This is a genomic window from Streptococcus suis (assembly GCF_019794555.1).
Lineage (GTDB): Bacteria > Bacillota > Bacilli > Lactobacillales > Streptococcaceae > Streptococcus > Streptococcus suis_AB.
In genome coordinates this window covers 1-24,683 of the sequence record NZ_JAIMEP010000029.1, presented here as the reverse complement: position 1 = coordinate 24,683, position 24,683 = coordinate 1, and the positions used below count along the sequence as shown (strand labels likewise).

36 protein-coding genes and 2 tRNA genes are annotated in these 24,683 nt (G+C 41.5%); all 38 read left to right on the top strand.

What is annotated here, in order from left to right; genetic code table 11:
- The coding region (locus K6V48_RS09795) for a hypothetical protein (RefSeq protein WP_222369427.1) at positions 1-200 on the top strand (200 nt) is incomplete at its 5' end.
- On the top strand, positions 201-533 hold the full coding sequence (locus K6V48_RS09790; RefSeq protein WP_222369421.1) for a hypothetical protein: 333 nt from the start codon (positions 201-203) through the stop codon (positions 531-533). It begins immediately after the preceding gene.
- Positions 526-735, top strand: coding sequence for a hypothetical protein (locus K6V48_RS09785; RefSeq protein ID WP_222369419.1), 210 nt, complete (start codon positions 526-528; stop codon positions 733-735). Before K6V48_RS09790 ends, K6V48_RS09785 begins: the two co-directional genes overlap by 8 nt.
- Positions 732-935 carry a hypothetical protein gene (locus K6V48_RS09780; RefSeq protein ID WP_044672862.1) on the top strand — a complete coding sequence of 68 codons (204 nt, stop codon included), beginning with the start codon at positions 732-734 and terminating at the stop codon, positions 933-935. The genes K6V48_RS09785 and K6V48_RS09780 overlap by 4 nt, the downstream gene beginning before the upstream one ends.
- Positions 936-1,202: 267 nt before the next feature.
- Positions 1,203-1,382, top strand: a complete 180-nt coding sequence (locus K6V48_RS09775) for a hypothetical protein (RefSeq protein WP_222369417.1) — start codon at positions 1,203-1,205, stop codon at positions 1,380-1,382.
- 28 nt (positions 1,383-1,410) lie between these two features.
- The gene (locus tag K6V48_RS09770) at positions 1,411-1,728 is read left to right on the top strand and encodes a hypothetical protein (RefSeq protein WP_222369415.1); all 318 of its coding nucleotides are present in this window, start codon (positions 1,411-1,413) and stop codon (positions 1,726-1,728) included.
- Positions 1,729-1,798: 70 nt separating this feature from the next.
- Positions 1,799-2,233 carry a DUF1492 domain-containing protein gene (locus K6V48_RS09765; RefSeq protein WP_023371145.1) on the top strand — a complete coding sequence of 145 codons (435 nt, stop codon included), beginning with the start codon at positions 1,799-1,801 and terminating at the stop codon, positions 2,231-2,233.
- Positions 2,234-2,319: 86 nt separating this feature from the next.
- Positions 2,320-2,407, top strand: a tRNA-Ser gene (locus K6V48_RS09760).
- A gap of 168 nt (positions 2,408-2,575) precedes the next feature.
- Positions 2,576-2,648 (top strand) — tRNA-Asn (locus K6V48_RS09755).
- A gap of 152 nt (positions 2,649-2,800) precedes the next feature.
- Complete coding sequence (locus tag K6V48_RS09750) at positions 2,801-3,244, top strand: terminase small subunit (RefSeq protein WP_222369412.1); 444 nt, start codon at positions 2,801-2,803, stop codon at positions 3,242-3,244.
- Positions 3,237-4,526 (top strand): PBSX family phage terminase large subunit, encoded by a 1,290-nt coding sequence (locus tag K6V48_RS09745; RefSeq protein ID WP_261311105.1) that lies wholly within the window; start codon positions 3,237-3,239, stop codon positions 4,524-4,526. Before K6V48_RS09750 ends, K6V48_RS09745 begins: the two co-directional genes overlap by 8 nt.
- Before the next feature lie 3 nt (positions 4,527-4,529).
- Positions 4,530-6,008 carry a phage portal protein gene (locus K6V48_RS09740; RefSeq protein WP_222369406.1) on the top strand — a complete coding sequence of 493 codons (1,479 nt, stop codon included), beginning with the start codon at positions 4,530-4,532 and terminating at the stop codon, positions 6,006-6,008.
- Positions 5,983-7,677: a minor capsid protein gene (locus K6V48_RS09735; RefSeq protein WP_261311104.1), complete on the top strand. Its 1,695-nt coding sequence runs from the start codon at positions 5,983-5,985 to the stop codon at positions 7,675-7,677. Before K6V48_RS09740 ends, K6V48_RS09735 begins: the two co-directional genes overlap by 26 nt.
- Positions 7,670-7,990 carry a hypothetical protein gene (locus K6V48_RS09730; protein ID WP_222369400.1) on the top strand — a complete coding sequence of 107 codons (321 nt, stop codon included), beginning with the start codon at positions 7,670-7,672 and terminating at the stop codon, positions 7,988-7,990. Before K6V48_RS09735 ends, K6V48_RS09730 begins: the two co-directional genes overlap by 8 nt.
- 55 nt (positions 7,991-8,045) lie before the next feature.
- Positions 8,046-8,369 carry a hypothetical protein gene (locus K6V48_RS09725; RefSeq protein ID WP_222369398.1) on the top strand — a complete coding sequence of 108 codons (324 nt, stop codon included), beginning with the start codon at positions 8,046-8,048 and terminating at the stop codon, positions 8,367-8,369.
- Complete coding sequence (locus tag K6V48_RS09720) at positions 8,362-8,568, top strand: hypothetical protein (protein WP_222369395.1); 207 nt, start codon at positions 8,362-8,364, stop codon at positions 8,566-8,568. The genes K6V48_RS09725 and K6V48_RS09720 overlap by 8 nt, the downstream gene beginning before the upstream one ends.
- Positions 8,534-8,758, top strand: a complete 225-nt coding sequence (locus tag K6V48_RS09715) for a hypothetical protein (protein WP_222369392.1) — start codon at positions 8,534-8,536, stop codon at positions 8,756-8,758. The genes K6V48_RS09720 and K6V48_RS09715 overlap by 35 nt, the downstream gene beginning before the upstream one ends.
- 11 nt (positions 8,759-8,769) lie before the next feature.
- Positions 8,770-9,021, top strand: coding sequence for a DUF6275 family protein (locus K6V48_RS09710; RefSeq protein WP_024390611.1), 252 nt, complete (start codon positions 8,770-8,772; stop codon positions 9,019-9,021).
- A gap of 176 nt (positions 9,022-9,197) precedes the next feature.
- The gene (locus K6V48_RS09705; protein ID WP_222369388.1) at positions 9,198-9,749 is read left to right on the top strand and encodes a capsid assembly scaffolding protein Gp46 family protein; all 552 of its coding nucleotides are present in this window, start codon (positions 9,198-9,200) and stop codon (positions 9,747-9,749) included.
- A 12-nt stretch (positions 9,750-9,761) separates the two neighbouring features.
- Positions 9,762-10,655 (top strand): phage major capsid protein, encoded by an 894-nt coding sequence (locus tag K6V48_RS09700; RefSeq protein WP_222369385.1) that lies wholly within the window; start codon positions 9,762-9,764, stop codon positions 10,653-10,655.
- A 15-nt stretch (positions 10,656-10,670) separates the two neighbouring features.
- Positions 10,671-11,003 (top strand): HeH/LEM domain-containing protein, encoded by a 333-nt coding sequence (locus K6V48_RS09695; protein ID WP_222369382.1) that lies wholly within the window; start codon positions 10,671-10,673, stop codon positions 11,001-11,003.
- A gap of 2 nt (positions 11,004-11,005) precedes the next feature.
- The gene (locus tag K6V48_RS09690; protein ID WP_222369380.1) at positions 11,006-11,353 is read left to right on the top strand and encodes a phage head-tail connector protein; all 348 of its coding nucleotides are present in this window, start codon (positions 11,006-11,008) and stop codon (positions 11,351-11,353) included.
- Complete coding sequence (locus tag K6V48_RS09685; protein ID WP_222369377.1) at positions 11,350-11,655, top strand: hypothetical protein; 306 nt, start codon at positions 11,350-11,352, stop codon at positions 11,653-11,655. Before K6V48_RS09690 ends, K6V48_RS09685 begins: the two co-directional genes overlap by 4 nt.
- Positions 11,656-12,027, top strand: coding sequence for an HK97-gp10 family putative phage morphogenesis protein (locus tag K6V48_RS09680; RefSeq protein WP_261311103.1), 372 nt, complete (start codon positions 11,656-11,658; stop codon positions 12,025-12,027).
- Positions 12,024-12,410 carry a DUF3168 domain-containing protein gene (locus K6V48_RS09675; RefSeq protein ID WP_222369375.1) on the top strand — a complete coding sequence of 129 codons (387 nt, stop codon included), beginning with the start codon at positions 12,024-12,026 and terminating at the stop codon, positions 12,408-12,410. Before K6V48_RS09680 ends, K6V48_RS09675 begins: the two co-directional genes overlap by 4 nt.
- Before the next feature lie 3 nt (positions 12,411-12,413).
- Positions 12,414-12,959, top strand: coding sequence for a phage major tail protein, TP901-1 family (locus K6V48_RS09670; RefSeq protein WP_029997307.1), 546 nt, complete (start codon positions 12,414-12,416; stop codon positions 12,957-12,959).
- A 51-nt stretch (positions 12,960-13,010) separates the two neighbouring features.
- Complete coding sequence (locus K6V48_RS09665) at positions 13,011-13,466, top strand: tail assembly chaperone (RefSeq protein ID WP_079270394.1); 456 nt, start codon at positions 13,011-13,013, stop codon at positions 13,464-13,466.
- A 107-nt stretch (positions 13,467-13,573) separates the two neighbouring features.
- The gene (locus tag K6V48_RS09660) at positions 13,574-13,789 is read left to right on the top strand and encodes a hypothetical protein (protein WP_050572231.1); all 216 of its coding nucleotides are present in this window, start codon (positions 13,574-13,576) and stop codon (positions 13,787-13,789) included.
- On the top strand, positions 13,789-17,496 hold the full coding sequence (locus K6V48_RS09655) for a hypothetical protein (RefSeq protein ID WP_172101897.1): 3,708 nt from the start codon (positions 13,789-13,791) through the stop codon (positions 17,494-17,496). Before K6V48_RS09660 ends, K6V48_RS09655 begins: the two co-directional genes overlap by 1 nt.
- Entirely contained in the window at positions 17,484-18,206 is a 723-nt protein-coding gene (locus K6V48_RS09650) for a hypothetical protein (protein ID WP_172025161.1), read from the top strand. Before K6V48_RS09655 ends, K6V48_RS09650 begins: the two co-directional genes overlap by 13 nt.
- The gene (locus K6V48_RS09645; RefSeq protein ID WP_172101896.1) at positions 18,203-19,693 is read left to right on the top strand and encodes a phage tail spike protein; all 1,491 of its coding nucleotides are present in this window, start codon (positions 18,203-18,205) and stop codon (positions 19,691-19,693) included. Before K6V48_RS09650 ends, K6V48_RS09645 begins: the two co-directional genes overlap by 4 nt.
- The gene (locus tag K6V48_RS09640; RefSeq protein ID WP_029997296.1) at positions 19,683-21,299 is read left to right on the top strand and encodes a pectinesterase; all 1,617 of its coding nucleotides are present in this window, start codon (positions 19,683-19,685) and stop codon (positions 21,297-21,299) included. Before K6V48_RS09645 ends, K6V48_RS09640 begins: the two co-directional genes overlap by 11 nt.
- Positions 21,299-21,598, top strand: coding sequence for a hypothetical protein (locus tag K6V48_RS09635; RefSeq protein ID WP_029997294.1), 300 nt, complete (start codon positions 21,299-21,301; stop codon positions 21,596-21,598). Before K6V48_RS09640 ends, K6V48_RS09635 begins: the two co-directional genes overlap by 1 nt.
- Positions 21,599-21,600: 2 nt before the next feature.
- The gene (locus tag K6V48_RS09630) at positions 21,601-21,783 is read left to right on the top strand and encodes a holin (protein ID WP_029997293.1); all 183 of its coding nucleotides are present in this window, start codon (positions 21,601-21,603) and stop codon (positions 21,781-21,783) included.
- Position 21,784: 1 nt separating this feature from the next.
- Positions 21,785-22,069, top strand: a complete 285-nt coding sequence (locus tag K6V48_RS09625; protein WP_029997292.1) for a hypothetical protein — start codon at positions 21,785-21,787, stop codon at positions 22,067-22,069.
- 45 nt (positions 22,070-22,114) lie between these two features.
- Positions 22,115-22,774 carry a hypothetical protein gene (locus K6V48_RS09620; protein WP_029997291.1) on the top strand — a complete coding sequence of 220 codons (660 nt, stop codon included), beginning with the start codon at positions 22,115-22,117 and terminating at the stop codon, positions 22,772-22,774.
- A 34-nt stretch (positions 22,775-22,808) separates the two neighbouring features.
- On the top strand, positions 22,809-23,546 hold the full coding sequence (locus K6V48_RS09615; protein WP_029997289.1) for a PlySs2 family phage lysin: 738 nt from the start codon (positions 22,809-22,811) through the stop codon (positions 23,544-23,546).
- Between the two features lie 64 nt (positions 23,547-23,610).
- Complete coding sequence (locus tag K6V48_RS09610; RefSeq protein ID WP_261311102.1) at positions 23,611-23,988, top strand: PBECR3 domain-containing polyvalent protein; 378 nt, start codon at positions 23,611-23,613, stop codon at positions 23,986-23,988.
- Positions 23,989-24,683: the final 695 nt, after the last annotated feature.

Sequence of the window (24,683 nt, the reverse complement as noted above, 5' to 3'; positions counted from 1 at the left end):
TAGAAAGAATCAGGGGAGAAATAATGGCAAGCGAATATGTGAGATTGCATATCATGAAGCACGCTTTGGAGCATTATATCAAACGCGAAGGAGCTTCGGAGAAGGACATTAGACAGGAGAAAAAGGTACTGGATGATGTTGTTGAAGAACTCGAGGCTTTTAAAGACTTTATCAATTCTGGGTGCTCAGGAGGTTGTTAGATGGAAAGATTAGATAAAATGTTTAATGGTATTTACGGCTGGACTGTAAAAGCCGATGAAATAATAGCGCCAACACATGATTTGCCAGACGCTGTAAAGAAAAGGGTGGCCTATTTTCGTGAGATGGCGGAAGATGGCATGACGTTCTTAGGGGTTATGGAATGTATATTTGCTGATGAAAAACCTGATAGTTATGATTTAGGAGCGACTAAAGATTGGTTGCCGATGTCTCAAGAGTTTAAGGATTGGGTTGGTTACGCTAATAGTATGGCTCAAATGGAGATAGCCGTATATATGATTTACGGAGTTCGCAAGGAGGCAACCGATGACTAACGAAAAACTAGGCGTGCTACTGGTCGATGTGCCAGAGCCGAGGTTCTGGGAATATACTTATATTGACAATGTGGAAGAACTATGGTTCACAGGGCATTGCGATTCCATGAATGATAGGATTGATTATATCTACAAATGCACTAAAGAAGAAGCTAAAAAATACCCGCAGTTTCGGTGGGTAGCGTTGGAGGATTTGAAATGACCGTTAAAGAACTAATCAAAGAATTGCAGATGTACGACGAGGACAAAGAGGTTGTTTTAACGATAGCCAACGTTTATCCAATTTTGCATGAATTAGTAGATTTGGAAACTGGGTTGGTTCGTCTTTCGTCGGATTGTCAAATTGGCTTTGAGTTTAATTTTTTATCAGACAATCGTCTGGAAATCGAGGGGGTGTGGTAGATGACCGCAGCGGATAAAATCAAATACATCCTACAAAAGACAGGATGGACGAGAGACCAATTTGCGACCGAGATGGACGTGACGACTCTATCTGTCTACAAATGGCTAGACGGACGACCACCGCGACAACGCATGTTGGATAAAATAGACGAGCTGTACGAGCAAGTCAAGCCCTATGAGCCTAGGGTGCTAGCTCCGAGAGGGAAAATTCGACTGGTGTACCCGTATTATAGCCATCAGCGACAGCCGTGGGAGAGGAGGTTGTAAATGAATAAAAGAATTAGAAAAAAGAAAATACTGGACGGATTGAGCAAAGAAGAAAGATACCGTAGAACGCATTGTCCTGTTTGTAAAGAAAAAATCGGAGTATTTGACGAATATTTTAACACATACGGTTTTTGCTCTGAATATTGTGGCTATGAATACTATGGAATTTCAAGATTATAAAACTGAATAATGAAAGGATGGGATTGAAATGACACTATTTGATGAAGTACAGCAATTAAGTTCAGAAAGCTATGACAAGTGGTTTGAACGTTACTTTAAAAAATATGATTTGGAAAAAGTCATTAAGAAATCAGCTATGCAAGGGTATAGCGGCTATCTGATTAGTGTTTTAAAAGTTAAAGATGATTATACGAGACGAAGATTGGATGATGAAAGGACCCTTGAGAAAATCAAGGAATTGTTAGGAGATGGTTTCAAAGTAGAGTATCATTCGACCTATAGTAAAAATATATTTTCTGGTGAAGATTTTATAACCAACAAGCAAATTCATATCACATGGGAATAAAAAAAGCCAAGGCACTCTCTGCCCAGGCTGTGGTTTCGCTATCAATATTATACCACAAAGGAGACAGAGAGTGAACAAGGCTAAAGAGTTACTTGATGAACTACAAAATTTGGATGAAGAGATACAGAATCGAATTGATGAGCTTGCTAATCTTGAAGCTAGTTTACTTTCTAGTCCTAAAATGAACGTGAATAAGGTTCAAGGTGGTCAGAAGATTCAATTAGATGAACGTTACATTGATATTTTTAGCATGCAAGATTCCTTGAAAGAGTATATGAAGGATGCTACTGAAGAAGCTATCAAACGCAGGATTGAATTGAGTAGGCTGATTGATAAAATGCCTAAACCTGCAAGTCGAACAATTCTAAGGATGGTGTATATTCAGAAAGCAAGCGTATATGATATGATTGAGTTTTTACAATGCAGCAAGACTACTTTCTACAAAAAGAAGAAAGATGCAATCCGTGAACTAGGTGCTGTAATTGACAAAAGTGAACTAAAGTGAACTAGTCTGTAGCGCACTGGTCAAACAATCGTGCTATTATAGTATCATCAAGAAATAAGGGTAAGGCAGTAAGCCTTGCCTGTTATGGAGAGTTACTCAAGAGGCTGAAGAGGGCAGGTTGCTACCTTGCTAGGTCGAATAATCGGCGCATGGGTTCGAATCCCACACTCTCCTTTGAGTGTTTGTGTCCCAGAACGGGGTAAGCCTTTAGGGTGAGCATTCATAGATTACTCATTAACTTTGAAATGGTTGCGGATGCGACTAGGCCCTGCATGATTGCGCAGCTACTTATATCCTAGGTAAGTTATAAGCATGGTGGTTTGATTCCGCTAGGGGTCTTTTGGGAATCATAGCAAAGGGGTTAATGCGACGGATTATTAATCTGTAGGCGCAGGTTCGATTCCTGCTGTTCCCATGTCAAGAGCAAGTAACCCTGAGAGGGTCTTGGCTCGATGAGGTCAGAGAATTGCATATCGCTCTGACCCAATATGCATTAGTCACACAATCGTGTGGCTTTTTATTTTTGATTGGAGGTGATGACTTATTGCAAATAGAGATGAATTTGGCTTGACTCCAAAGCAACGGCTGTTTGCCGATGAGTACATTGCCAACAAAGGAAATGCAACGGACGCCGCTAGAAAAGCGGGCTATAAACAGCCTCAAGCTATTGGATTAGAAAACCTAGAAAAACCTATAATTCAGAAATACATTAAATCTCGGACTGAGCCGATTCTTGAAGAGTTGAAAATCAATGGTGATGATGTCATTCGTGAAATAGCAAACATCGGCTTCGGTAGGGTCCAGGAGGGCTATTCTAAAAAGACTAATTTGATTACTAACGAAGTGGAATCAGAAATGAAATACGAACACACAGCGGACACCGAGAATCGTCTGAGGGCTTTGGAAATTCTTGGAAGACATCTTCAGTTGTTTACTGATAAATCAGAAGTTCAAATCTCTGGGAAGGTTACTTTCGTTGACGATGTCCCACTGGAGGACGATGATGACTGATATTCAAGTTTCCATGAAGCATGCTTTAGGAAAAGGTTACAATCGTTTCTTTCATTCAAGGAATTTCTACCGAGTTGTCAAGGGTGGTCGTGGCTCTAAGAAGTCAAAGAGTACAGCACTTTGTTATATCCATGACATCTTGAAATATCCGTGGGCTAATCTTTTGGTTGTCCGTAGGTTTTCAAACACTAATAAGCAGTCAACCTACACAGACTTAAAGTGGGCCGCGAACAGATTGAATGTGTCTCACTTGTTTAAGTTCAATGAGAGCCTACCAGAGATTACGGTCAAGGCAACAGGTCAAAAGATACTGTTTAGGGGTCTTGATGACCCGTTGAAGATTACATCCATTACCGTTGACACAGGCTTATTATCGTGGCTCTGGTTAGAAGAAGCTTATCAAGTCGAAAATCAGGATAAATTTGAAACACTGGTCGAGTCTATTCGTGGCTCAATCGATGTACCAGACTTTTTCAAGCAGATAACAGTCACTTTCAACCCGTGGTCTGAAAGGCATTGGCTGAAATCTGCTTTTTTTGACGAAGACACCAGGAAGAAGGATGTCTTTGCAGACACGACAACATATCGTGTCAATGAATGGCTGGACCAACAAGATATTGAAAGATATGAAGATCTTTGGCGAACAAATCCCAGACGTGCAGCAGTAGTTGCCAATGGTGATTGGGGTGTTGCTGAAGGACTTGTGTTTGAGAATTACGAAGTCAAAGACTTTGACATAGTTAGCACGATTAAGCGAATAGGTGAGACAACTGCTGGTCTTGACTTCGGTTTCACCCATGACCCGACGACATTTCCACGGTTGGCAGTAGATCTAGAAAAGAAAGAGTTATGGATCTATGCTGAACACTACGAGCACGCTATGACAACGGATGACATCTTCAAGATGATTGTGGATGCTGATATGCAGAACGCTGTGATTACAGCTGATAGTGCTGAGCAACGGTTGATCGCAGAGTTGCAAGCAAAGGGCATCAGACGACTTGTGCCATCTATCAAGGGCAAAGGCTCAATCAATGCAGGGATTGACTTTATGAAGCAATTTAAAATCTACATCCATCCGTCTTGTGTAAAGACAATTGAAGAGTTTGATACCTACATCTACAAACAGGACAAGGACGGCAAGTGGTTGAATGAGCCAATTGATAGCAATAACCATATCATTGATGCCATCCGCTATGCGTTGGAGCGGTATCATATTCAGGCTTCGAAATTAAATGTTGACAAGACTATTAAGAAAATCAATAAGATGTTCAGGAGGTAAGTAGTGGACAAGGTAAACGAATTTGAACACGGTATTGATTCCGTGACGAAGATTAGAAATGACAGCTTGGTTTTTAGCCAGTTGGCAAATGAGCAATTCAGATACAGCAGTGTGGATGACCTGTTGAATACTGACAAGGGCAGAAAGGCTTTCCGGGATATGCTGGCAGCCTTTTTTGGTAGTCAGAAACAACGCTTGGCAATTCTTGCCTCTTATGCTCAAGGGGATAATTTCAGCATCCTTTCCGGACATCGACGTCTGGATGATGAAAAGGCGGACTACCGAGTCCGACATAAGTGGGGTGGTTATATTTCCAGCTTTGCGACAAGCTATGTCATTGGAAATCCTGTAAGCATCGGTGTGATGGAGGGTGGCTCTGCTGATCAATTATCAACAATCAAGGATATTGAGTGGCAGAACGACATCAACGCTTTGAACGGCGATCTGGCTTTTGATGCATCTGTTTATGGCAGAGCCTACGAATACCATTTCAGAGATAAGGATAAGGTAGACCGTGTAGTCTTAATCAGCCCGCTTGAAGTGTTTGTTATCCGTGATTTAACGGTAGAGCAAAATATCATCGCAGCAGTGCATTTGCCAATCTATGCGGACAAGGTCAACATGACAGTCTATACTAAGGACAAGGTTATTATCTACAAGCCGTATTCGAACAATTCTGTTCGGTTGGTAGTGGATGATGTCAAAAAACACAGCTACAACGATGTGCCAGTGGTTGAGTGGTGGAATAACCGTTTTCGTATGGGCGACTATGAGAGTGAAATATCTCTGATTGATGCTTACGATGCTGGCCAGTCTGATACAGCTAATTACATGAGCGACTTGAACGATGCTATGTTGCTGATCAAGGGTGATTTGGACGGTATCAATTTATCTCCAGAAGATGCTGCTAAGATGAAAGATGCGAACATGCTCTTTTTGAAAACGGGTATCAGTGCCACAGGACAACAGACTAATGCAGATGCTGGATATATCTATAAGCAATATGATGTCAACGGCACAGAGGCTTATAAGAACCGTCTGGCCAATGACATTCACCGTTTTAGCCGCATTCCTAATTTGGATGATGACCGTTTCAATTCAACCTCTTCAGGGATTGCCCTGCTTTACAAGATGATTGGACTTGAGCAGGTCCGAAAAGACAAGGAAACCTACTTCACTAAGGCTTTGCGCCGCAGGTATGAGCTTATTGGCAATATCCATAAAGCTATCAACGGTCCGGTAATTGAAGCAAATAAGTTGACCTTTACTTTCCACCCGAACATTCCGCAAGATGTTTGGACAGAAATTAAGGCTTACATTGAGGCAGGCGGTGAGATTTCGCAGGAAACACTTATGGAAAATGCTAGTTTTACAGACTACAAGACTGAACATAGCCGAATTTTGAAGCAAGGTGGGTCTAGTGACCTTGAAATTGGTCAGATTGTAGGTGATGCAGATGTCGGACAAGCAGATAATAAGTAACCAGCGGTACAATGCGGAGCGAAAAGCCCAAGCTGAGCTGATGAAGCGTGACCTGGACCGTGATAGGGTGCTGGCACAAATCTATCAAGAGTCATTTGACCGTATGCAAAGGGAAATCGACGGCTTCTACATGCGTTACGCTAGTAAAGAAGGTTTGACCAAGCAAGAAGCCATGAAGCGTGTTTCTGAAATGGACGTGACCAAGTTTAATGCCAAGGCTGCCAAAGCTGTCAAAGAAAAAGATTTCAGTCATGCAACGAATGAATGGCTCAAAGTCTATAACCTTAAGATGAAAGTTAGTAGACTGGAACTTTTGAGGGCTGAACTAACACTTGAAATCCAAAATTTGACCGCTGAGGTTAACGAGGTCTTTGATAAGGCACGGACAGATGAATACTTGAACGAATACAAGCGTCAAGCAGGCATTTTGGGTATTTCATCCAGCGGGTCGAAAAGACGCATGCAGGCGATTTTAGACGCTGATTTCTACGGTCAGAATTTTTCTGCTAGAGTTTGGGGCGGTCTTGGACTTCGGGCCACGCTTCAGAGAGAGGTGTTTGGTTCTCTTAATCGTATTTTTACCGATATGATGGGCTATAAGCAAGAAATGAAGCGCCTGGCCAAGAAATACGGTACTAGCGAACAGAATGCTAAACGCTTGTTGAAGACAGAGATAGCACGGATAAACGCTGATACGCAGTACAGCATGTTGAAAGACAACGGATTTACACACATGATCTTCGTGGCTGAGCCTGGAGCGTGTGATTTGTGTGGACCTTTGGATAAAGTGGCAGTACCGATTGATAAAGTGGAAAAAGGGGTCAACATGTACCCCATGCATCCTAACTGTCGCTGTTCCGCCTATGGACATATCAAAATGGAGTATAAAGCTGGAGGCAGTACGCTTGACCGTGAAGCACCAAATGGTGTGTGGGGCGAGGATAAGCAAACCGAAGCTGAGAAGACTAGTCAGAAACAGATCACAGGTACAGGTCGGAAATTACTTGCTTTTGAAGAAGATGAAATTTTTGTTGCTAGTAATCCAGATGAGATTGATGCTTTTTTTGAAAAACAAAAATCTTATCAAGAGTGGTATAATGGAGTTGAAATAAACTCGGATAAAAAAGAAATCATCAACGCTTATACAACGATGGAGGGGCAAGAAATATTTAACAAAATATTACGAGACGGCCTTCACAAGTATGAACAAGAGTATTTGAGTTATTTCGACGAGTATGATAAACCGTATGCTAAGCAGGTTATCAGCGAAAGATTAGAGCGAAATTCTAAGTTGATAGACATATTGGGAGACTACACTTCGGAAAAGTCCTTTATAACCTATCGTGGAACAAGAACCGATGAAGGATACTATAACAAACTAAAAGTAGGTGAAGTGACTAGTATTGATAAAGGATTTTTAAGCACAAGTCTGGATAGAAATATTGCCCTGGACTTTTCAAATGACGGAGCAGGCGATAGATATTTATTTGATATTAAAATCCCTAAAGGATCTAATAAAGGGGCATATATAGCTAAATTTTCAGATATGCTAGTTGAAATTGATGAGAAAGAGTTCTTGTTGCAGCCTAATTCGAAGTTTAAAGTTTTGTCAATAGAAAAAAATTCTTCCGGTTTGAATTTAATAAGTTTGGAGTTGCAAAATGATTGATGAGCGTTTTTTGAAACATTTTGAAGGAGTTAGGGGAAAAGTAGCTACCGCTGACATTGGACTTCCTGTTTCTGTAGTTATTTCATTTTTGAAGTCAGCGACAGATGAAGAATTATCAGAGTTAGGATTTGCTATCCTGCCACTCTTGCCTAATAAAGCAGTAACAAATAACCCTTTAATCGAGGAACTTTCCAAAACCTATAAATTTAAGAAATCATATAATCAAGATACAAGATTTAGAGGAAGAAGATTGCTCAGAGAATTGAGGTTAAACCATGATTTAACTGCTTCAGAGTTTTTAAAGAAAATTTAATCAAGCACCTAGAGATGTCTAAGTGCTTTTTTTGTACCCAAAAACAGGAGGAAACATGAACAGAGATAAGAAACCAGGTATGGAGACTGTCAAAATTGGCGGTATAGTTTATGAAGTCAGCAAGAAGCCAGACTTGCAAGGCAAAACTGGTGAATGGGGGCATATTGAGTACAAGACCGGTAAGATTGTGCTAGATGACTCTACTAGTCAGCAAATTGAAGACCAAACGCTTATCCATGAAATCACTCATGGCATTTTGGTTGAAGCTGGTTACGTTCAACACGAAGAAGAACAGGCTGACCGCATTGGTAAAATTTTATATCAAGTCTTAACTGACAATGATTTCAGTTGGCTTTGGAAAGGAGGCTCTAATGGCTAGTTTTTCAATTGACCTGGCGCTAAATTGGGAGAACCAAGACGAACTTCAGCGATTACTGCAAAATGTCGATGAAGCCCAATATGCGTACCAGAACGCTTTGAAAGAATTGTCTGAATTCAAACCAGAAATTCAGGTTGTTTCTAAAAATGGAGGTTACAAGGATCATGAACAAACGTATCAAAAAGAAACGTTATTTTGAGGATAAAGTCAAATGGCTCGAGTCTACGCTTGATTATGCTATACGTGAAATCATTAGGCAAGATAAGGAAATTGAGGAGCTGAAACAGATTAACTCACGCAACACCCATGCTACGAATGCGAGATTTGACAAACTTGAAAAGCAAGTGGCCAATAGTAATACCAAGAAGTCTTGGTTTAGTCGTAAATAAAGGAGAAAATTATGTTAGAAAAAGCAAAGAAATTGGCAGCTCAAGAATTTTCACGTCTGTCAGGTCGTGAAATCAAGACTGAAGACTGTTTTGTAGTTTGGTTCAGTAAAACCCTACAAAATTGGAAAGCATTAGTCAGCACTAATCAAATCAAGTCTGATGAAAAGTGTGGCGACTATGCGGAAGTAACTCATAATGGCGATAAAGCAGAAACTTATGTAGATGTCTATGCCAAGGTATCAAACCGAGCAATCGAAGATTAGGAGCGTGATCACTCATCTTGACTAGTAGGAAAGACTACTTGAAACTACTCGAAAATACTTAAAACCGTGTCGAATTCGATGCGGTTTTCTTTGTGTCCAAACCGTGCTAGTGACGTTAATCCTTGCATGAGTTCGTGGAGGTTGCACGTTAAAGCGTAAAAGAAAGGAGCCAAAACATGGCAGATGAACACAATAATCCAGCAGTTGATCCGGAACAAGGTCAAAACGGACAAGCTAGCAATCCACAAGAACCTGAAAAAATGGTATCACTTGCTGAAATGCAACGTCGTTTGAAGCAGGCTGAAGAAAAGCATGCAAAAGATACGGCTGATGCAATTGAAAAGGCCCTTGAAAAGTACAAGGCCGAGTCTGAGTTGACCGGTAAGGAACTTGAAGCCTATCGTCAGAAAGAAGCTGAAGCTGAAAAACAGAAGATGCTTGATGAAATTGACCAACTCAAAAAGGATAAGGTCAAACGTGAGCTGACGGATGAAGCAATTAAGTCTTTATCTAGTCGAAAATTGCCAGTTAATGACAAGATACTATCGTTTGTGGTCAAAGAAACTGCAGATGATACCTTACAGGCTATTTCAGACTTTGAAAGTATCATCAGCGAAATCAAAGCTGAGTACACACAGTCCGAACCACCGAAGATGTCGTCTTCATTCGGTGGTGAATCCACTAAGAGCCGTGGCGACATTTTCCGAGGTTCTCGCATTATCAAATAAAGGAGTCAATAAATGACAGTACAAACTTTTAATCCAGAAAATGTCCTCGTATCACAGAAGAAAGACGGGACACTGCACAAAGAATTTACAGACATCATCATGAAAGAAGTTGCTCAAAGCTCTCTTGTCATGCAGCTTGGCCAGTATCAAGAAATGGAAGGTGAGCAAGAAAAAACTGTCTACGTTCAAACAGACGGCATTTCAGCTTACTGGGTAAATGAAACTGAGAAAATCAAGACTGACAAACCAGAAGTAGTGCCAGTGACTTTGAAAGCTCACAAACTCGGCATTATCTTGGTAACATCCCGTGAAGCCCTCAACTACACTTGGAAGAAATTCTTCGAAGACATAAAACCTCAAATCGTTGAAGCATTTTACAAGAAAATTGATGAAGCTGGTCTACTTGGCCATGATACACCTTTTGCAAACTCAGTTGCTAAGGCTGCTAAAGATGCCAATAAAGTCATTGGTGGTCCTATCAATTATGACAACATCTTGAAGTTGCAAGATACTCTCTATGATGCAGATGTTGAACCAAATGCGTTCGTGTCAAAAATTCAAAACCGTTCCGCATTGCGTGAAGCTCGTGACGGCAACAAGGTGTCTATCTACGATAAGACTGCAAATACCATTGACGGTATCACTACTGTAGATCTTAAATCTGCACGTTTTGAAAAAGGCGATCTACTCGCTGGTGACTTTGATAATCTGATCTACGGTGTGCCGTACAACATCACCTATAAGATTTCAGAAGAAGGTCAAATCTCAACTATCACTAATGCAGATGGCACTCCAATCAACCTCTTTGAACAAGAAATGATTGCTATCCGTGCCACTATGGACATCGCTGTAATGATCACGAAAACAGATGCATTCGCTAAATTGACAGCTGCTGAGCGTGTCTAAGAAAGGAGCTAATACATGGGATATAAAACTACTCATGCCATCCTTGATTCTTTAGATAACGACCAATACTACTACGGAGGCGCAGTATATCCACGCCCAGGGTTTGTCGTCTCTCAGGAGCGACTTGATGAATTGGAAGAAAAAGGGCACATTATCAAAACTGAAGAACCAACAGTTGGCGAAGGAAAACAGTCTGATAATGAGTTACTTCTACCAACTCATGAAGAACTCGAGCTGTCTGAAGATCCAACTATTGACGAAATCAAGGCTGCTCTTGATGATCTTGGTATCAAGTACAGCTCCCGTGCTAAAAAAGCGGAGCTATTAGAACTCTTGAAAGAAGCTTAGTCATGAACAGCACCCAACTTGCAAAAATCAAACGTCGGTTGGGTATTCCAGCCGATGACACAGCAGAAGATGAACTACTTGAAGATTTGATTGAAGATGCAGAAGGCTATTTCAAGCTACTAACATCCTCCTCAATCGTTGACAGCAAGTATCACTTCATGATTGAGAATGTAGTCTATAAGCTATACGGTCGCAAAGGTTCTGAAGGGGTCACATCTGAAACAGTTGACGGGTATTCCGTTACTTATCAAGAGTGGGACAATCTCTTCAAACCTTACATGGCTATTTTGAATAAGGATTTTGGATTGGACGGTTCCCAACGACAGAAGGGTAAGGTGATGTTCCTATGAAGACACCTCACCGCATCGCTCTTTTCCGTGGTGGAACTGTACCCAAATACAATCCAGCAACGGATAGTTATGACGAAACTCCAGGAACAGAAACTCTTGTACCTTGTTTGGTCAACTTCATTTCACAAGCAAAGGTCTTTGAAGAATATGGCAGTCGGTCTGAAAAGATTATGATTTGCCGGTTCCAGCAAGAGCAAGAACCATTCCAATACGCTATCTATGACGGCAGTAGGTACGAACCATTGGACGCTATTGATGCACCTATCAAGGGAGCTATTAGGCTTAAGAAAGAAGGTGGTTAGATGGCAGGAGGAATGAAGATTGACTGGGAAGGTGTCGAGCAATTGACCATGATCATCAAAGGAGCCGGGTCAAAAGTTCTTGATGGTGCTAGCAAAGCTGTAAAAAATAATACAGAAAAATTAAAAACTACCGCTCAAGATAAAGCCCCTGTTGCAGCAGTAAATGGAGGATACCTAAAATCTCAAATCAAAACATCCTATCATGGACCGCTTGAAGGACATGTTGACGATGAAGCGGCTTATGCTGGTTACCAAGAATACGGTACACGGTTCCAAGAAGGCACTCCTCACTTACGCCCAGCAATCAGAGAAGTAGAACCAAAATTCAAACAGGATATGACAGATGTCATGAAAGGAGCTTTTAAAGAATGACCCCAAACCACGCAATTTTTCGGAATGTATTCACGGAAGGTCTGAAAGTGACGGACAGAACATTTGACTATCTGCCAGATGCCGGGACCCAGTACCCGTTCATCTATGTTGGTGAAAGTTCCAACACCGATGAAACGAACTTTGACCTATTCGGCAATGCCGTTCAGACGGTTCACATTTACGCTACACGAACACAAAGAGCAGAGCTGGATAATTTGACCAGCGGACTCTTAAACGCTCTGAGAGGCTCTCGTGGAGCTTATGACTACGCAATTAACTTTGTATCTTGTAATCAGCAAGATGCACCAGATAACACAGATGTCCAACCCCTCATTCACCGGGTATTGGATATCTCATTTTCTTACAACCAGAAAGGAATTTAAAATATGCCTATTGAAGTAATTAACGGGAAAGATTTTCTTTCCTTTTTTCGTTTGCTGAAAGACAGTGCAAAAGTAGATGCTGACCGCATCCGCTTTATGACTGAAATGACACTCAGCATGGAAAAGGAAACTGACTCACAGACAACTGTTGACGGTATCGTGAACAGTACCGCAGACGGTGAGAATACACTTGATTTTTCAGCCCTTGCTTACCGCGATACAAATCCAGAAACGATTGAAATGTGGAAACAAATGCGTCAATGGTTTTTGGATGGCGAAACTGTTGAAGTTTGGAACGTAGATATCAATTCAGGTAAGAAGAATGAGGAAACTCAGAAAACAGAATACTTGGTAGATTATTTCCAAGGAAAATTCACCAGCTTCGAACTAACTTCTCCAGCAGATGGCAAGGTTGAATTAAGCTACTCATACGCAGTTGACGGTAAAGGACTATTTGATAACAAAGACACCTTGACTGAATCGCAAGAAGTGGCGGTCAAAGCGGCTCAATATGCTTACCAAACCTTGGCTAAAGTAACATCAGTCTAATTTTGAAACGGGCGGTACATCCGCCCCTTTTTTATTAAGGAGTAACAAAACATGATTTTAACGATTAACGGAAAAAACTATGAACTTAAATTTGGTTTAGGCTTTCTTGCTGAAATGAACAAGCGTAAGCCAGCAGAATTTGAAGGCATGAAGACTGGTTATGGCGCAATGGCTCTTTTCAATGTTGGTCAGTTCCTTGGTGATCCATTGGCATTCTATGATTTGATTAAAGCTGCAACTGCTGAGGCACCTCAAAAACCTAGCAACGAAGAGCTGGAAGCCTATTTGACACAGCTGATTATCGAAGGTCGCATCGAACAAGTCTTCACAAGCGTTTTAGAAGAAGTAAAAAAATCACCAATCCTGGCATTCGCTATGAAGGTTCAAGGAGACCAGGCTCCACAAGTTCAAGCACCAGCACAACCACAACCACAGATGACAGTAGTGGAGCAAGCAACACAGACAACAGATACCATTACACCTACGCAGACTGTATCTCCATACTGATTGCAAGAGCTGGGCTGACTTATCAACAAGCCTACAACACAACCATCGAACAGTTTTGGGCATATCAAAAGGCATTTGAAATCAAGACAGTAGATCAACTGCATTTGATGGCCAAGAATGCCTGGTATAGTCAGGCTGCTAAAGCTACCAAAGGCAGTGGAAAGAACATTCGTTCTGCTTATGAAGATTTTAATGATTTCTTTGACTATGATACGGAAATCCAAAATCTCTTCCAGCCAACAGAGCGAAGACGCAAACTTGACCGAATGGCAGAATTAAACCGTTTGATGAACGAATACCTAGAGAAAGGAGGGGTTAGTTAATGGCATTTGATGTAACAGCGGTCTTAAAGGCCAATGTTTCGAATTTTACAAGCGGAATCAAGGAAGCTCAATCTGTTTTCGAGAGTTTCCAAAGTAAATCAAACCGAACCTTTGAGAATGTCGCAAATGGATTCCAGACGGCAGGTCTGGCACTTTCGGCTGGTTTAACTGCTCCAGCCCTTGCAGGTATTGGGGCAGTTGTAAAAGGCTATGCAAGTCTTGAGCAGAACCTGGGTGGTACAGAAGCTGTCTTCGGTCAGTTTGCCAAGAGTGTTCAAAATGATGCCAAGAGTGCTTACCAGACCATGGGGCTCTCTGCATCGGATTACATGGCTACAGCTAATAAAATGGGTTCCCTCTTTCAAGGTTCAGGAGTGGAGCAACAAAAAGCCCTTGATATGACTTCGAAAGCCATGAAACGTGCAGCAGACGTGGCATCCGTTATGGGTGTTGACATGAACATGGCTATGGAATCCGTAGCAGGCGCAGCCAAAGGCAACTTCACAATGATGGATAACCTTGGTGTTGCCATGAATGCGACAACCCTTGAAGCCTATGCCCTTGAAAAAGGTCTCAACTTCAAGTGGGAAACGGCAAGCAATGCCGAAAAAGCAGAACTTGCCATGCAGATGTTCATGGACCGCACCAAGCAATATGACGGGAACTTCCTCAAAGAGTCAGAAAAGACCGTTGCTGGTTCCTTGGATGCTATGAAAGGCGCATTCCAGAACTTTGTGGCAGGTCTTGGTGATCCTGAAGCAGATGTTGCCCAGTTGATGACGAACCTCAAGACAACGGTTCAGAACTTTGCTAAAAATGTTGGCAATGTGGTCAAGACTATCTGGGACAATCTACCGCTTGCACCATGGCAAAAATGGGTTGCCTTGATTGCCGTCGGTGCTGGACCTGTCTTACTGGCTTTGTCCGGAATTATGAAGGGTATTGGTACACTAAAAGCTACCTTCCAAGGAATAAGCGCCGTCCTCTCTAACCCATGGGGTCTTGCTATTGTAGCAATCGCCGCCCTAGTTGCGGGTCTAGTTTATGCCTATAAGCATTCTGAAACATTCCGCAACATTGTAAATAGCGCTATCAGTGCCGTAGTTGCTAAATTTAACGAATTAAAAACAAAAGTACAGCCAGCGCTTGATTTCATCAAGCAAGCATTAAGTAAGTTGAATATTGGAGCATTTACCCCGCTTATTGGCGCTATTGGACTTACAATCGTGGCACTAAAAAAACTTAAAGATGTTAAGATTCCAAATCCTTTTAGTAAATTCAAGCCGACAGCTCCGAAAATACCAAATCCGTTCGCTGGTCTATCTAAAATGGCAAAATCGGCAGGAACTGCAGTAAAGAATACTTTTACCGGACTAGGAAAGGGTATTGCTTCAATCTTCAAGGGGATTGGGTCAGCTATTTCAACTGTATTCCAAGGGATAGCTAGAGCTATTTCTATGCTTAATCCAGTCGGAGTTGCTTCGTTTGCGATGGGGCTTGCAGCGGTAACTGCTGCATTAGTGGCATTAAGTGCTGTTCAGGGAATGGTACTTCCGTTCTTGAAAGGATTAGCTGATATTTTCGTTCAATTAGTAGGAGGAACACTTCAAGCCTTTGTTGCTGCCTTAGTTTCTCTTGCCCCAGTTATGACAACAATAGCTTCCGCATTGTCGATGCTCTCACCGTTAGTTGTGGCATTTGGTACGGCATTTTCAATGGTGGCAACCGCAGTTGGTGGGGCAATTGCGGGGATTGTTTCAGCAATTACAGGAGGCGTTGCCCAAATTCTTACTGCACTTACACCGATTATTGCTATTATTAGCTCTACTTTTGTTCAAGTTGTTACGGTAATTTCTCAAGCAGCAGTGCAAATTGTTCAGGCGGTCACTCCGATATTGCCAGCTATTATGAGCGCTTTTAACCAACTTGCTGCAATTGTGTCAAATGCAATTGTCCAAATTGTGCAGGCATTGGCTCCATTTATTCCATCTATAACCCAAATGGTGACGGCGGTAGTTTCTCAACTACCAAATATAATCAATGCTTTTACCGACTTAGCGTCAGTTATTCCACCAATCATTGATAGTCTTTCAGGAGCATTGGAAACATTCAACGGTACACTTGAAACGGTGTTTAGTGGTGCCCAAGGGATTATTGAGTCATTTGGTTCAGCGGTATCAGGGATTTTAGACTCAGTAGCTGGAGTCTTTGACTCAATCGGTAATGCTGCCTTAAACGCAGGAACTGGGTTCCAACGTTTGGCTAGTGGTATCAGTAAAGTAACAAGTCTAAACATCATAGATATGGGTGCATCACTTGCAGCAGTAGCAGTTGGATTGACTGCTATTGTAGCCTCTGGAATAGGTTCTGCTGGTCCTGGACTTCAAGCGGCAGGAATGGGCATGCAAACGATGGCGACATCAGCTCGGATGGCTAGCGTAGCTATTCAAATGTTACCAACTGCCCTTACAACCCTATCAGCTAGCCTTGGAACGTTACCAGCTATGATGACTATGGCTGGCACTGCTATGATGACCTTTGCAACCAGTGCCCAGTCTTCATTAACTAGCTTGATGGCGATTGGTGCAACTATTACACAATTTGCTTCCATGCTCATGACCATTGGACCATCTGCATCTGTAGCAAGTGCAGGGCTTGCAACCTTTAACGGTCAAGCCAATGCAGCAGGAAATGCCATGCAACGGTTAGGTTCAGCATCTAGTCAGGCACTGGGTCAGGTAACGGCACTAGGTGCTGGTATCATGTCTTCAATGGCTGGTGCAACAGCGGCAATCTCTAACGCGGGTATGCAGATGTCAACAGCGATCCGCACAGCGGGTATTCAAATGACTACAGCAATGCAGGCATCAATGTCACAAGTGAAATCAGTTGTACTAAATGGAATGACTGCTAGTGCTTCAGCAGTTCGGAATGGTGGGAACCAGATGGCAACTGCAATCAGGTCCACCGGGACCCAAATGGTGACCATCACCCAATCCACTATGAATCAGATGAAGTCAGCTATTTTGAATGGAATGACGGCTATTGTGTCCGCAGTTCGCAATGGTGGAAGTCAAATGGTTTCAGCTTGGAAATCTGCTGGCCAACAAATGGTGTCAACTACTCAAAACACTGTTAATAACATGAACAGTTCTTTGAGAAATGTTGGTTCTGGTGTCAACCTGTACTCTAACGGTACGGCCCTAATGGCTGGTTTGAAGTCAGGGATTGATGCAGGATGGGCACAAATCACAGCTAGTGTATCGAGCATGGCTGAGTGGATCAAGAGAAACAAGGGTCCAATTTCTTATGATAAACGTCTTTTGGTTGATAATGGTCTGGCCATCATGTTTGGTTTGAACCGTGGTATCAGCTCAGGCTGGCAGGAAGTCAAAAGCAATGTATCAAGTATGGCTGGTCAATTGTCAGAATTGGTACAGACCGGGCTTGATGGTTCGTTTGATTTGCCAAATATGGCAGCTAACTTGATGAACAGTGTCACTGTGTCACATAATCCTCAAAGTGTCCAGCACAGCATAGACAATGTTGCTAGTCAGCAACGCTTAATCAAGAAGTTTGATGAACTGATTGACGAAGTCCGCAGAAGTGGAAACACATACCTGGACGGCAAAGTCATCAGTCGAAAAGTTGACCGCAACCTTGGTCAAAATACACAGTTAAGGAGTAGAACTTCATGGGCAACTTAGAAATCAATGAATACATTCAATTCATGGGGTTTAACTCCAAGAATGAAAAGTTATATTTGATGGAACGCAATGCCCCAACTCCAGATGAAAAAGAAATTCTCAAGAACCTCCCATTTAAGCAGGGGGTTCTTGATTTTTCTGCTTTATTGGGGTCACGGGTCTTTGAAAATCGTGAAATTGAGTATGTTTTCATGTTGTTTAACACACCATATAGTCAACGTAAGATTGTAGAACGAAACATCAAGCAGAAGCTTATGGTACACCCTCGAAACAAACTCTATGACACGCATGATGCCAATTATTATTGGCTTGGTAAGTGCAAATCCGTTGAAGTAGAGAACGGTGAGCAGTTCAATCAGCTTACAGTGACAATTGTATTCGATTGTTACCCGTACATGATAAGTCACACGAATTATTTTGATGATCTTTGGGATGTTTTTGATTTTGATGATGATGTAGCAAATTATACCAAGTACATCGTGAATGGCTCTCTGGATTTTCCTCTTTTCAACGCTGGCTCAGTGGCTGTTAAACCTAAAATTACTGTAGATAATCGATTTTCAGTAAAGGTTAACGATGAAGAACCGGTCATTTTCGAAGCTGGTAGCAAACAAGACTACTACTTGTCCCTACGTCCTGGTGTCAATGATGTTCATGTGGAAGGGACTGGGACAATTCAATTTCATTATCAGAAAGAGGTCATGGGATGATTGAACTTGGCTACCGGATTATCTACTACAAAAATCACGCAGACAAAGTAGGCACTTTGCTTCATGAAACCCAATTGGACGGTGATAAAGTATCGGCTGGACGTTTGGAACAGTCTTTGTCTGATATTGGTACATTTGAGTTTGAACTCATGTATGACCATCCTCTTTATAATCAGATTGAGCCTATCACGGGTTTGGTCAAAATCGTCAACAAATACGACAAAGAAGTTGAATTTTATGGCCGTGTCCTAAAACCAGATGCAGGCATGGATTCAACAGGTTTATTTGCAAAGACCTTTGTTTGTGAGTCGGTACTGGGCTATCTTCAGGATTCTACACAGACTTTCCAGAGGGTTACAAATAACGGTGTCGAAGACTATTTGAGGCGGATTATTGATGTCCATAATGGGCAAGTAGAACCACACAAACAATTCAAAATTGGCCGGGTGACCGTTCCAAATCAATCCGACGTGCCCTATCGCTTTATTGGTTATGACACTACTTTTGAAACCATCAAAACCTATCTTGTTGGTCGAATGGGTGGCTATATCCAACTACGTTTGGAGGATGACGGTATGTATCTGGATTATCTAAAAGATGTCGGTCAAGACATGTCTAGTCCTATCCAACTAGGTACCAACATTGAAACAGCACGCAGGGAGCTTGATTTGAGCAACCTTATTACTAGATTAGTTCCTTTAGGCGCTGACCTGGATAAAGATACTCAAGATGAAGAAACAGGCCAATATGTTGTCCGTGAACGTGTCACAATCAATGGCGTTAATGGTGGTAGGAGCTACATTGAAGACCCTGAATTGGTCAGACAGTTCGGAATCATACAAAGACCTATAGACTGGACAGAAATCAAGGATGCCAGAATCTTATTAGAACGTGGCAAGCAGTACATAGCCAATCAAAAGATTGCCATTTCTGCCTGGTCGGTGTCGGTGGTAGAACTCTACTTGATTGACCAGACCTTTGAGAAATTCAAGATTGGCAATAGCCATCCCATTGACAATGCACCGCTTTCTGGAGTGGAGCGATTGCAGATTATCAAAAAGGTGATTGATGTCACACAACCAGAGTCAGTAGATTTGACCGTAGGTACCGATAGTATGACCTTATCTAAATTCCAACTACAACAACAGGAGGCCGCAAAGTCAATGGAAAAAGTAATGGCTGATCAACAAGCAGCAAATGCAAAACTGGAGGCTCAAACAAATTACAACAATCAGATGTCACTTTTGCGGACTGAACTATCGCAGTATCAGGTCAACTCAGAAAGTTTTGCCCAAGAAATTCAAGTTCTGACAGAACAAATTGCTCAGTTAGACCCAGAAAGCGATGCAAACTTAATTGCTAGTTTGACAGTACAGAAACAAGTTGCTGAAGGTAAGAAGCAAAGCTTTGACAATAAGATTGCTGAAACTCAAGCAGCTATCGAAAAATTAAAAGAAACACAAGGAGGAAATGCGGATGGCATATGATTTTAAGAGTTTGACGAAACAGGCGGATGAAGCAAGCAACCGTGGCAAATTTTATACTGACTTTGAAGATGTTGATCCTAATGTCCTACATCAAATTTCATACCTGACGGATTGGATCCGAACCAAAAGTAAAGGGTCTGATGTTCGTGAAGTCATTGCGCAGCTATTTGAACGGACATGGTTAGAAGGCACCAAGGAAGGCAATGCCAACATGGAAGTTGCTAAGGCCAGAGGCTATGCAAATACTCTGGTAGAACGGCTGGACAAAATGGAGCTAGCCGACAAATCAACAGCTCAAGATATTAGTGTTGTCAGCGGTCAGATTAACAATCTTATCGCTAACGCTGGGAATGGAACGGCACCAAGTGAATTGATAGATATTCGTGTGGCTAACAGTGGTCGGCAATATCCATCTGCAGGAGAAGCTATCAGAAAACAATTCGAGGAGGTAAACATGAATCTAGCAGAATTGCAAAATAATATTTTGATAAAATGGATCCCTGGATTTGTCCGAACAGCAGGGACTTTCAACACAACGAACGTTGACTGGAACCGAAGTGACTACATCGGCATCAGTGATTATTCCACAGTTTCACTAAGCGGAACATTTCCCTCTTTAGGAGCAGGTCTGCATATTGCGTTTTATGATAAAGATAAGCAGTTTATTAGCGGTATCACTGATGCAAATAAAGAAGTGGTATATCAGCACCAAACATTGCCGATACCAAACAACGCAGTCTATATGATATTGACAACACAAGCTAAGAGTGCAAGTACAGTATCATTGGTAGGTATGGTTAAAATCTCGGCAATCGTCCGTGAATTTGCATCATCAAGGCTCGATACCAAAACCATCGTTGCGCAAGACGGCACTGGCGACTATACCACATTGACAGATGCGGTTGCAAATGCCAAGGACGGGGACCGAATTTACGTTAAATCGGGAGATTACACAAACGAGCATGTAGAAGCGTGGGGCAAATCATTGATTATCGAAGGAGAGAATCCGTTGACAACAATCATCTCATGTTCGGATAGCACCTACGATCGTCCAGCAATGGAGTTTTCAGTTGGAATCCTGAAGAACATAACAATTAAACGCGCTCAAGGCTCGACTGGTGGATATGCATTGCACGTAGAAGACAGTAATCTTTATAGCAAGACATTGACGATTGATAATTGCATTTTGATAACAGAAGGCGGTGGATCAGCACTTGGCATGGGTATGTATGGAAATTGTAAAATTTTGCTTAAAGACAGCAAGTTTATTACAAATTCAGGCTATGCAGCTCTGTATTTCCATGACTCAAATCACGAGGAGACCAAGGGGCTCTATGATGTCGAGATAAATAATTGCTATTTTGAGACCAAATCCGAACATGTTGTTAAATTGCAATCGCAAGAGATTGCTGGGTCCATGGTCAACATGACATGGATTAATAATACTTTTTACACGGTTACCAAAGCAACAAGTATTGATACAGTCAATTATCGTGGTGGTCTGTCTACCAATCCCGAGGATTTTGCAGGTCTAATAAACTGGAGATTGCGACGAAACTCACACGGAAATACCATGGCCGTATTTAACAGACTGGAGGTAAATTGATGCCAATCGAACACGCAGAACGAATAGCTCAAAGCCAAGTGGCTTGGGCTATTTTGTTTATTTTATTATTCGGCTTTGTCATCCGCTATCTGATTAAGACATCCGACAAGCGAGAAGCTAAGCTCATGGATTTCCATGAGCAGGCCAAGGAAGAAAGTAACAAGCGGGAGGACCGCTTGATGAATCATCTCGAAAAGACTACCGCAGAAATGGGCGCTATGGCCCGTGAAATCGGTGGTCTTAAAGGTGAGGTATCTCAGATGAGTGACCGAATCGAAAAAATCGAAAAAGGAGAATAGACATGAAAAAATGGTTTAGAAAATTAGGTATTAAAGTCATTAAAACGATGTCGCAGGCAGCGCTTGGGGTCATTGGGTCAACTGCCCTATTGACGGAAGTGAATTGGACAGTTGTTGCATCTACCGTTGTCCTTGCCGGGGTAACCTGTATACTAATGAACCTTGCGGATTTGAAGGAGGAATAGTATGGATGTAGACAGAACCGCGAATGACTTAATTGAATACCTTGGAAAGTTTACCGACGGAAAGAAGTATGTGCAGATTTTGGAAAAATATCGTCAGTCATTGAAGGATGGTAGTCAGATTCAATTCTCAGAGGATGATCTGTACTGGATCTCGTTTCTTAAGAAAAGGTTAGAGAAAAAAGCTGAGGTCGAGAAGTTTCGAAATTATTGCCGAAAAGAGGATAATAAGCGGATGGTTAATTTCTTGGAATTAGTAAAGCACATGGAAACTACTTGCAAAGTATAACTTTTTAGAATAATATGGACATATATTTTTCTAAGAGGTCAAGAAATGAAATTCAAGAAATTCCTAACAGTTTTATCACTGGCTCCAATTGTCATCGTATTTGTTAATTCTTTCTTTGAGAATAGATCAGCAAACTTACTTATTCAATTTGTTATAGCAACAACCATTTTTATACTTATTAACTTTAGTCAGGTCAGAGAACTTTCGATTTCTGCAACAGGTTTGAATTTAAAGAAAGAAATAGAGGCCGCAAAAGAATTGAATGAGAAAGCCACTGCTACACTCGAACAATTGAATAGCGTAGCTGTGCCATTGCTCAGATTTAATACGGCCATATTAAATAAAGACGGTGAATTTGATAATGTTACAGATTTTGAAGATATTATATCTTTTATTGACTCATGCCATGAGCTCAAATCACATCTTTCAATCGATTCTCCAGAAATCGAAACTAGTTTGAGAAAAAGTTATATTAAAGCGGTGATGTCTTTTGCCTATAAAGTCAATATAGAATACAAAGTATCATTATCAAATTTAGGTTTAATTAAAATAAGTGGTGATACTATTTACGATATTCCAGAAGTTATTTCAATTGATTTAGTTAGGATAGCAAATATCTCAGATGACCCAGTATTCCAAAAGCTATACAGCAAATTTGAGAAATTTGTTAACAAATATTTACGTGAAAAAGTCAAAGAAGGGTAGAAATATCCTTCTTTTTTATTATGGAGGTAATCACATGACAACAGTAAATGAAGCATTAAACAATGTCCGGGCGCAAGTCGGGTCTGGTATATCAGTTGGAAACGGCGAATGCTACGCTTTGGCAAGCTGGTACGAGCGAATGATTAGTCCAGATGCAACGGTTGGGCTCGGAGCTGGTGTGGGCTGGGTCAGCGGGGCGATTGGCGATACGATTTCGGCCAAAAACATCGGCTCCTCATACAACTGGCAAGCAAATGGCTGGACGGTATCCACATCTGGTCCATTTAAAGCAGGGCAGATTGTGACCCTGGGCGCGACACCAGGCAATCCATACGGACATGTGGTTGTGGTCGAAGCAGTCGACGGTGACCGATTGACTATCTTAGAGCAAAATTTCGGTGGCAAACGCTACCCTGTCCGCAACTACTACAGCGCTGCAAGCTATCGTCAACAGGTCGTGCATTACATCACACCGCCCGGAACTGTAACACAGTCAGCACCCAACCTTGCAGGCTCTCGTTCTTACCATGAGACAGGCACCATGACCGTGACGGTAGATGCAATCAATGTCCGTCGTGCACCTAACACGTCCGGTGAGATCGTGGCAGTCTACAAGCGTGGCGAGTCATTTGTCTACGACATGGTTATTATAGATGCAAACGGCTATGTCTGGGTATCATATATTGGTGGCAGTGGCAAGCGTAATTACGTTGCAACGGGCGCTACCAAAGACGGTAAACGATTTGGTCCTGCATGGGGTATATTTAAATAGATTTTCAGCCCAGTGTTTGTTGGGGATTATGATTTGCGAAAAGGAATGTGGTATAATAAAAATCATGAAATACAATGTAAAAATCAGTCAAAAAATCAAGGAAATAGTAGGGTTAGAAACTTCTGCAACCGATATCCTGATCCACGAAGAAAATCTTGAAAAACATATGTTAAAAAGTAGACATCGAAAGATGATCAAATATATCCCAGATGTTGCTACTATTTTGGATTCGCCGGATTTTATTGGTCAAAATAAGAATGTGAAGACAGAGAGTTTTGAAGTTATCAAAGTCCTTGCAGATAATGTTCTGGTCGCTGTCAAACTAGATAAGAAAAACGACTATTTCTTTGTGGCTTCGGTTTACGACATCACAGATTCCAAATTAAATCACATGAAGAGAAACGGTCGCATCAAAGCATTTGACAAAATAGAAGATAAGTAGTAAACTAAATACAATGAATGATAACGAGGTCAGAAAGGCTCCTGACGCACTCGAGAGAGTACCTGAGATGTTGGATACGCCGCCCAACCGCTATCATTGTATTTCAAAAACCCCTCAGCAATCGCTGGGGGCTTTTTTGTTGTCGACACAAATGTCGGTAGCAACATACCATCTAGGGGCTTTTTTCGTTCCCAAGATAGTCTCAAGATAAACTCAAGATAAAACGGAACCGCACATCAATTCGCACACGGAATTTACTTGGAAAATAGGCAAACGCAGTCGTTTCAACGGTTTGCGTGATTTTGATTCGCACATGGAAAATAAACATATCATGTGATTATTGGCAAAATGGAGATTCTGTCAATAATGGTTGCGATATTTGATTTCTATTTTGACAAAACGGGCAAAATGACAAAATAGCAAAAACCCTCAGCGATTTGCTGGGGGCTTTGTGATTTTTTTCTAAAGTGGTATAATGATAGTGAAATTTAGGTACTCAAAAAAAGCGGAAAAATTTTGCCCCTGGAACAAATTATGGATGTAAGGGGCAAAAAAGGGGCATAAGTTCAAAACTTACCAATTCTCATGAGTGAAATAAATTTAGTTTTACTACTTATAAAGGCTTATATTGACAAGATTTTTACTATTATATATCATTGAAATATTTCGTTCATTTAAAGACGCTGTAAAATAAT

Coding starts and splice junctions, on each gene's coding strand:
- K6V48_RS09790 (WP_222369421.1), top strand. CDS start 201: ATGGAAAGATTAGATAAAATGTTTAATGGTATTTACGGCTGGACTGTA.
- K6V48_RS09785 (WP_222369419.1), top strand. CDS start 526: ATGACTAACGAAAAACTAGGCGTGCTACTGGTCGATGTGCCAGAGCCG.
- K6V48_RS09780 (WP_044672862.1), top strand. CDS start 732: ATGACCGTTAAAGAACTAATCAAAGAATTGCAGATGTACGACGAGGAC.
- K6V48_RS09775 (WP_222369417.1), top strand. CDS start 1,203: ATGAATAAAAGAATTAGAAAAAAGAAAATACTGGACGGATTGAGCAAA.
- K6V48_RS09770 (WP_222369415.1), top strand. CDS start 1,411: ATGACACTATTTGATGAAGTACAGCAATTAAGTTCAGAAAGCTATGAC.
- K6V48_RS09745 (WP_261311105.1), top strand. CDS start 3,237: ATGACTGATATTCAAGTTTCCATGAAGCATGCTTTAGGAAAAGGTTAC.
- K6V48_RS09735 (WP_261311104.1), top strand. CDS start 5,983: ATGTCGGACAAGCAGATAATAAGTAACCAGCGGTACAATGCGGAGCGA.
- K6V48_RS09730 (WP_222369400.1), top strand. CDS start 7,670: ATGATTGATGAGCGTTTTTTGAAACATTTTGAAGGAGTTAGGGGAAAA.
- K6V48_RS09725 (WP_222369398.1), top strand. CDS start 8,046: ATGAACAGAGATAAGAAACCAGGTATGGAGACTGTCAAAATTGGCGGT.
- K6V48_RS09720 (WP_222369395.1), top strand. CDS start 8,362: ATGGCTAGTTTTTCAATTGACCTGGCGCTAAATTGGGAGAACCAAGAC.
- K6V48_RS09715 (WP_222369392.1), top strand. CDS start 8,534: ATGAACAAACGTATCAAAAAGAAACGTTATTTTGAGGATAAAGTCAAA.
- K6V48_RS09710 (WP_024390611.1), top strand. CDS start 8,770: ATGTTAGAAAAAGCAAAGAAATTGGCAGCTCAAGAATTTTCACGTCTG.
- K6V48_RS09705 (WP_222369388.1), top strand. CDS start 9,198: ATGGCAGATGAACACAATAATCCAGCAGTTGATCCGGAACAAGGTCAA.
- K6V48_RS09700 (WP_222369385.1), top strand. CDS start 9,762: ATGACAGTACAAACTTTTAATCCAGAAAATGTCCTCGTATCACAGAAG.
- K6V48_RS09695 (WP_222369382.1), top strand. CDS start 10,671: ATGGGATATAAAACTACTCATGCCATCCTTGATTCTTTAGATAACGAC.
- K6V48_RS09690 (WP_222369380.1), top strand. CDS start 11,006: ATGAACAGCACCCAACTTGCAAAAATCAAACGTCGGTTGGGTATTCCA.
- K6V48_RS09685 (WP_222369377.1), top strand. CDS start 11,350: ATGAAGACACCTCACCGCATCGCTCTTTTCCGTGGTGGAACTGTACCC.
- K6V48_RS09680 (WP_261311103.1), top strand. CDS start 11,656: ATGGCAGGAGGAATGAAGATTGACTGGGAAGGTGTCGAGCAATTGACC.
- K6V48_RS09675 (WP_222369375.1), top strand. CDS start 12,024: ATGACCCCAAACCACGCAATTTTTCGGAATGTATTCACGGAAGGTCTG.
- K6V48_RS09670 (WP_029997307.1), top strand. CDS start 12,414: ATGCCTATTGAAGTAATTAACGGGAAAGATTTTCTTTCCTTTTTTCGT.
- K6V48_RS09665 (WP_079270394.1), top strand. CDS start 13,011: ATGATTTTAACGATTAACGGAAAAAACTATGAACTTAAATTTGGTTTA.
- K6V48_RS09660 (WP_050572231.1), top strand. CDS start 13,574: ATGGCCAAGAATGCCTGGTATAGTCAGGCTGCTAAAGCTACCAAAGGC.
- K6V48_RS09655 (WP_172101897.1), top strand. CDS start 13,789: ATGGCATTTGATGTAACAGCGGTCTTAAAGGCCAATGTTTCGAATTTT.
- K6V48_RS09650 (WP_172025161.1), top strand. CDS start 17,484: ATGGGCAACTTAGAAATCAATGAATACATTCAATTCATGGGGTTTAAC.
- K6V48_RS09645 (WP_172101896.1), top strand. CDS start 18,203: ATGATTGAACTTGGCTACCGGATTATCTACTACAAAAATCACGCAGAC.
- K6V48_RS09640 (WP_029997296.1), top strand. CDS start 19,683: ATGGCATATGATTTTAAGAGTTTGACGAAACAGGCGGATGAAGCAAGC.
- K6V48_RS09635 (WP_029997294.1), top strand. CDS start 21,299: ATGCCAATCGAACACGCAGAACGAATAGCTCAAAGCCAAGTGGCTTGG.
- K6V48_RS09630 (WP_029997293.1), top strand. CDS start 21,601: ATGAAAAAATGGTTTAGAAAATTAGGTATTAAAGTCATTAAAACGATG.
- K6V48_RS09625 (WP_029997292.1), top strand. CDS start 21,785: ATGGATGTAGACAGAACCGCGAATGACTTAATTGAATACCTTGGAAAG.
- K6V48_RS09620 (WP_029997291.1), top strand. CDS start 22,115: ATGAAATTCAAGAAATTCCTAACAGTTTTATCACTGGCTCCAATTGTC.
- K6V48_RS09615 (WP_029997289.1), top strand. CDS start 22,809: ATGACAACAGTAAATGAAGCATTAAACAATGTCCGGGCGCAAGTCGGG.
- K6V48_RS09610 (WP_261311102.1), top strand. CDS start 23,611: ATGAAATACAATGTAAAAATCAGTCAAAAAATCAAGGAAATAGTAGGG.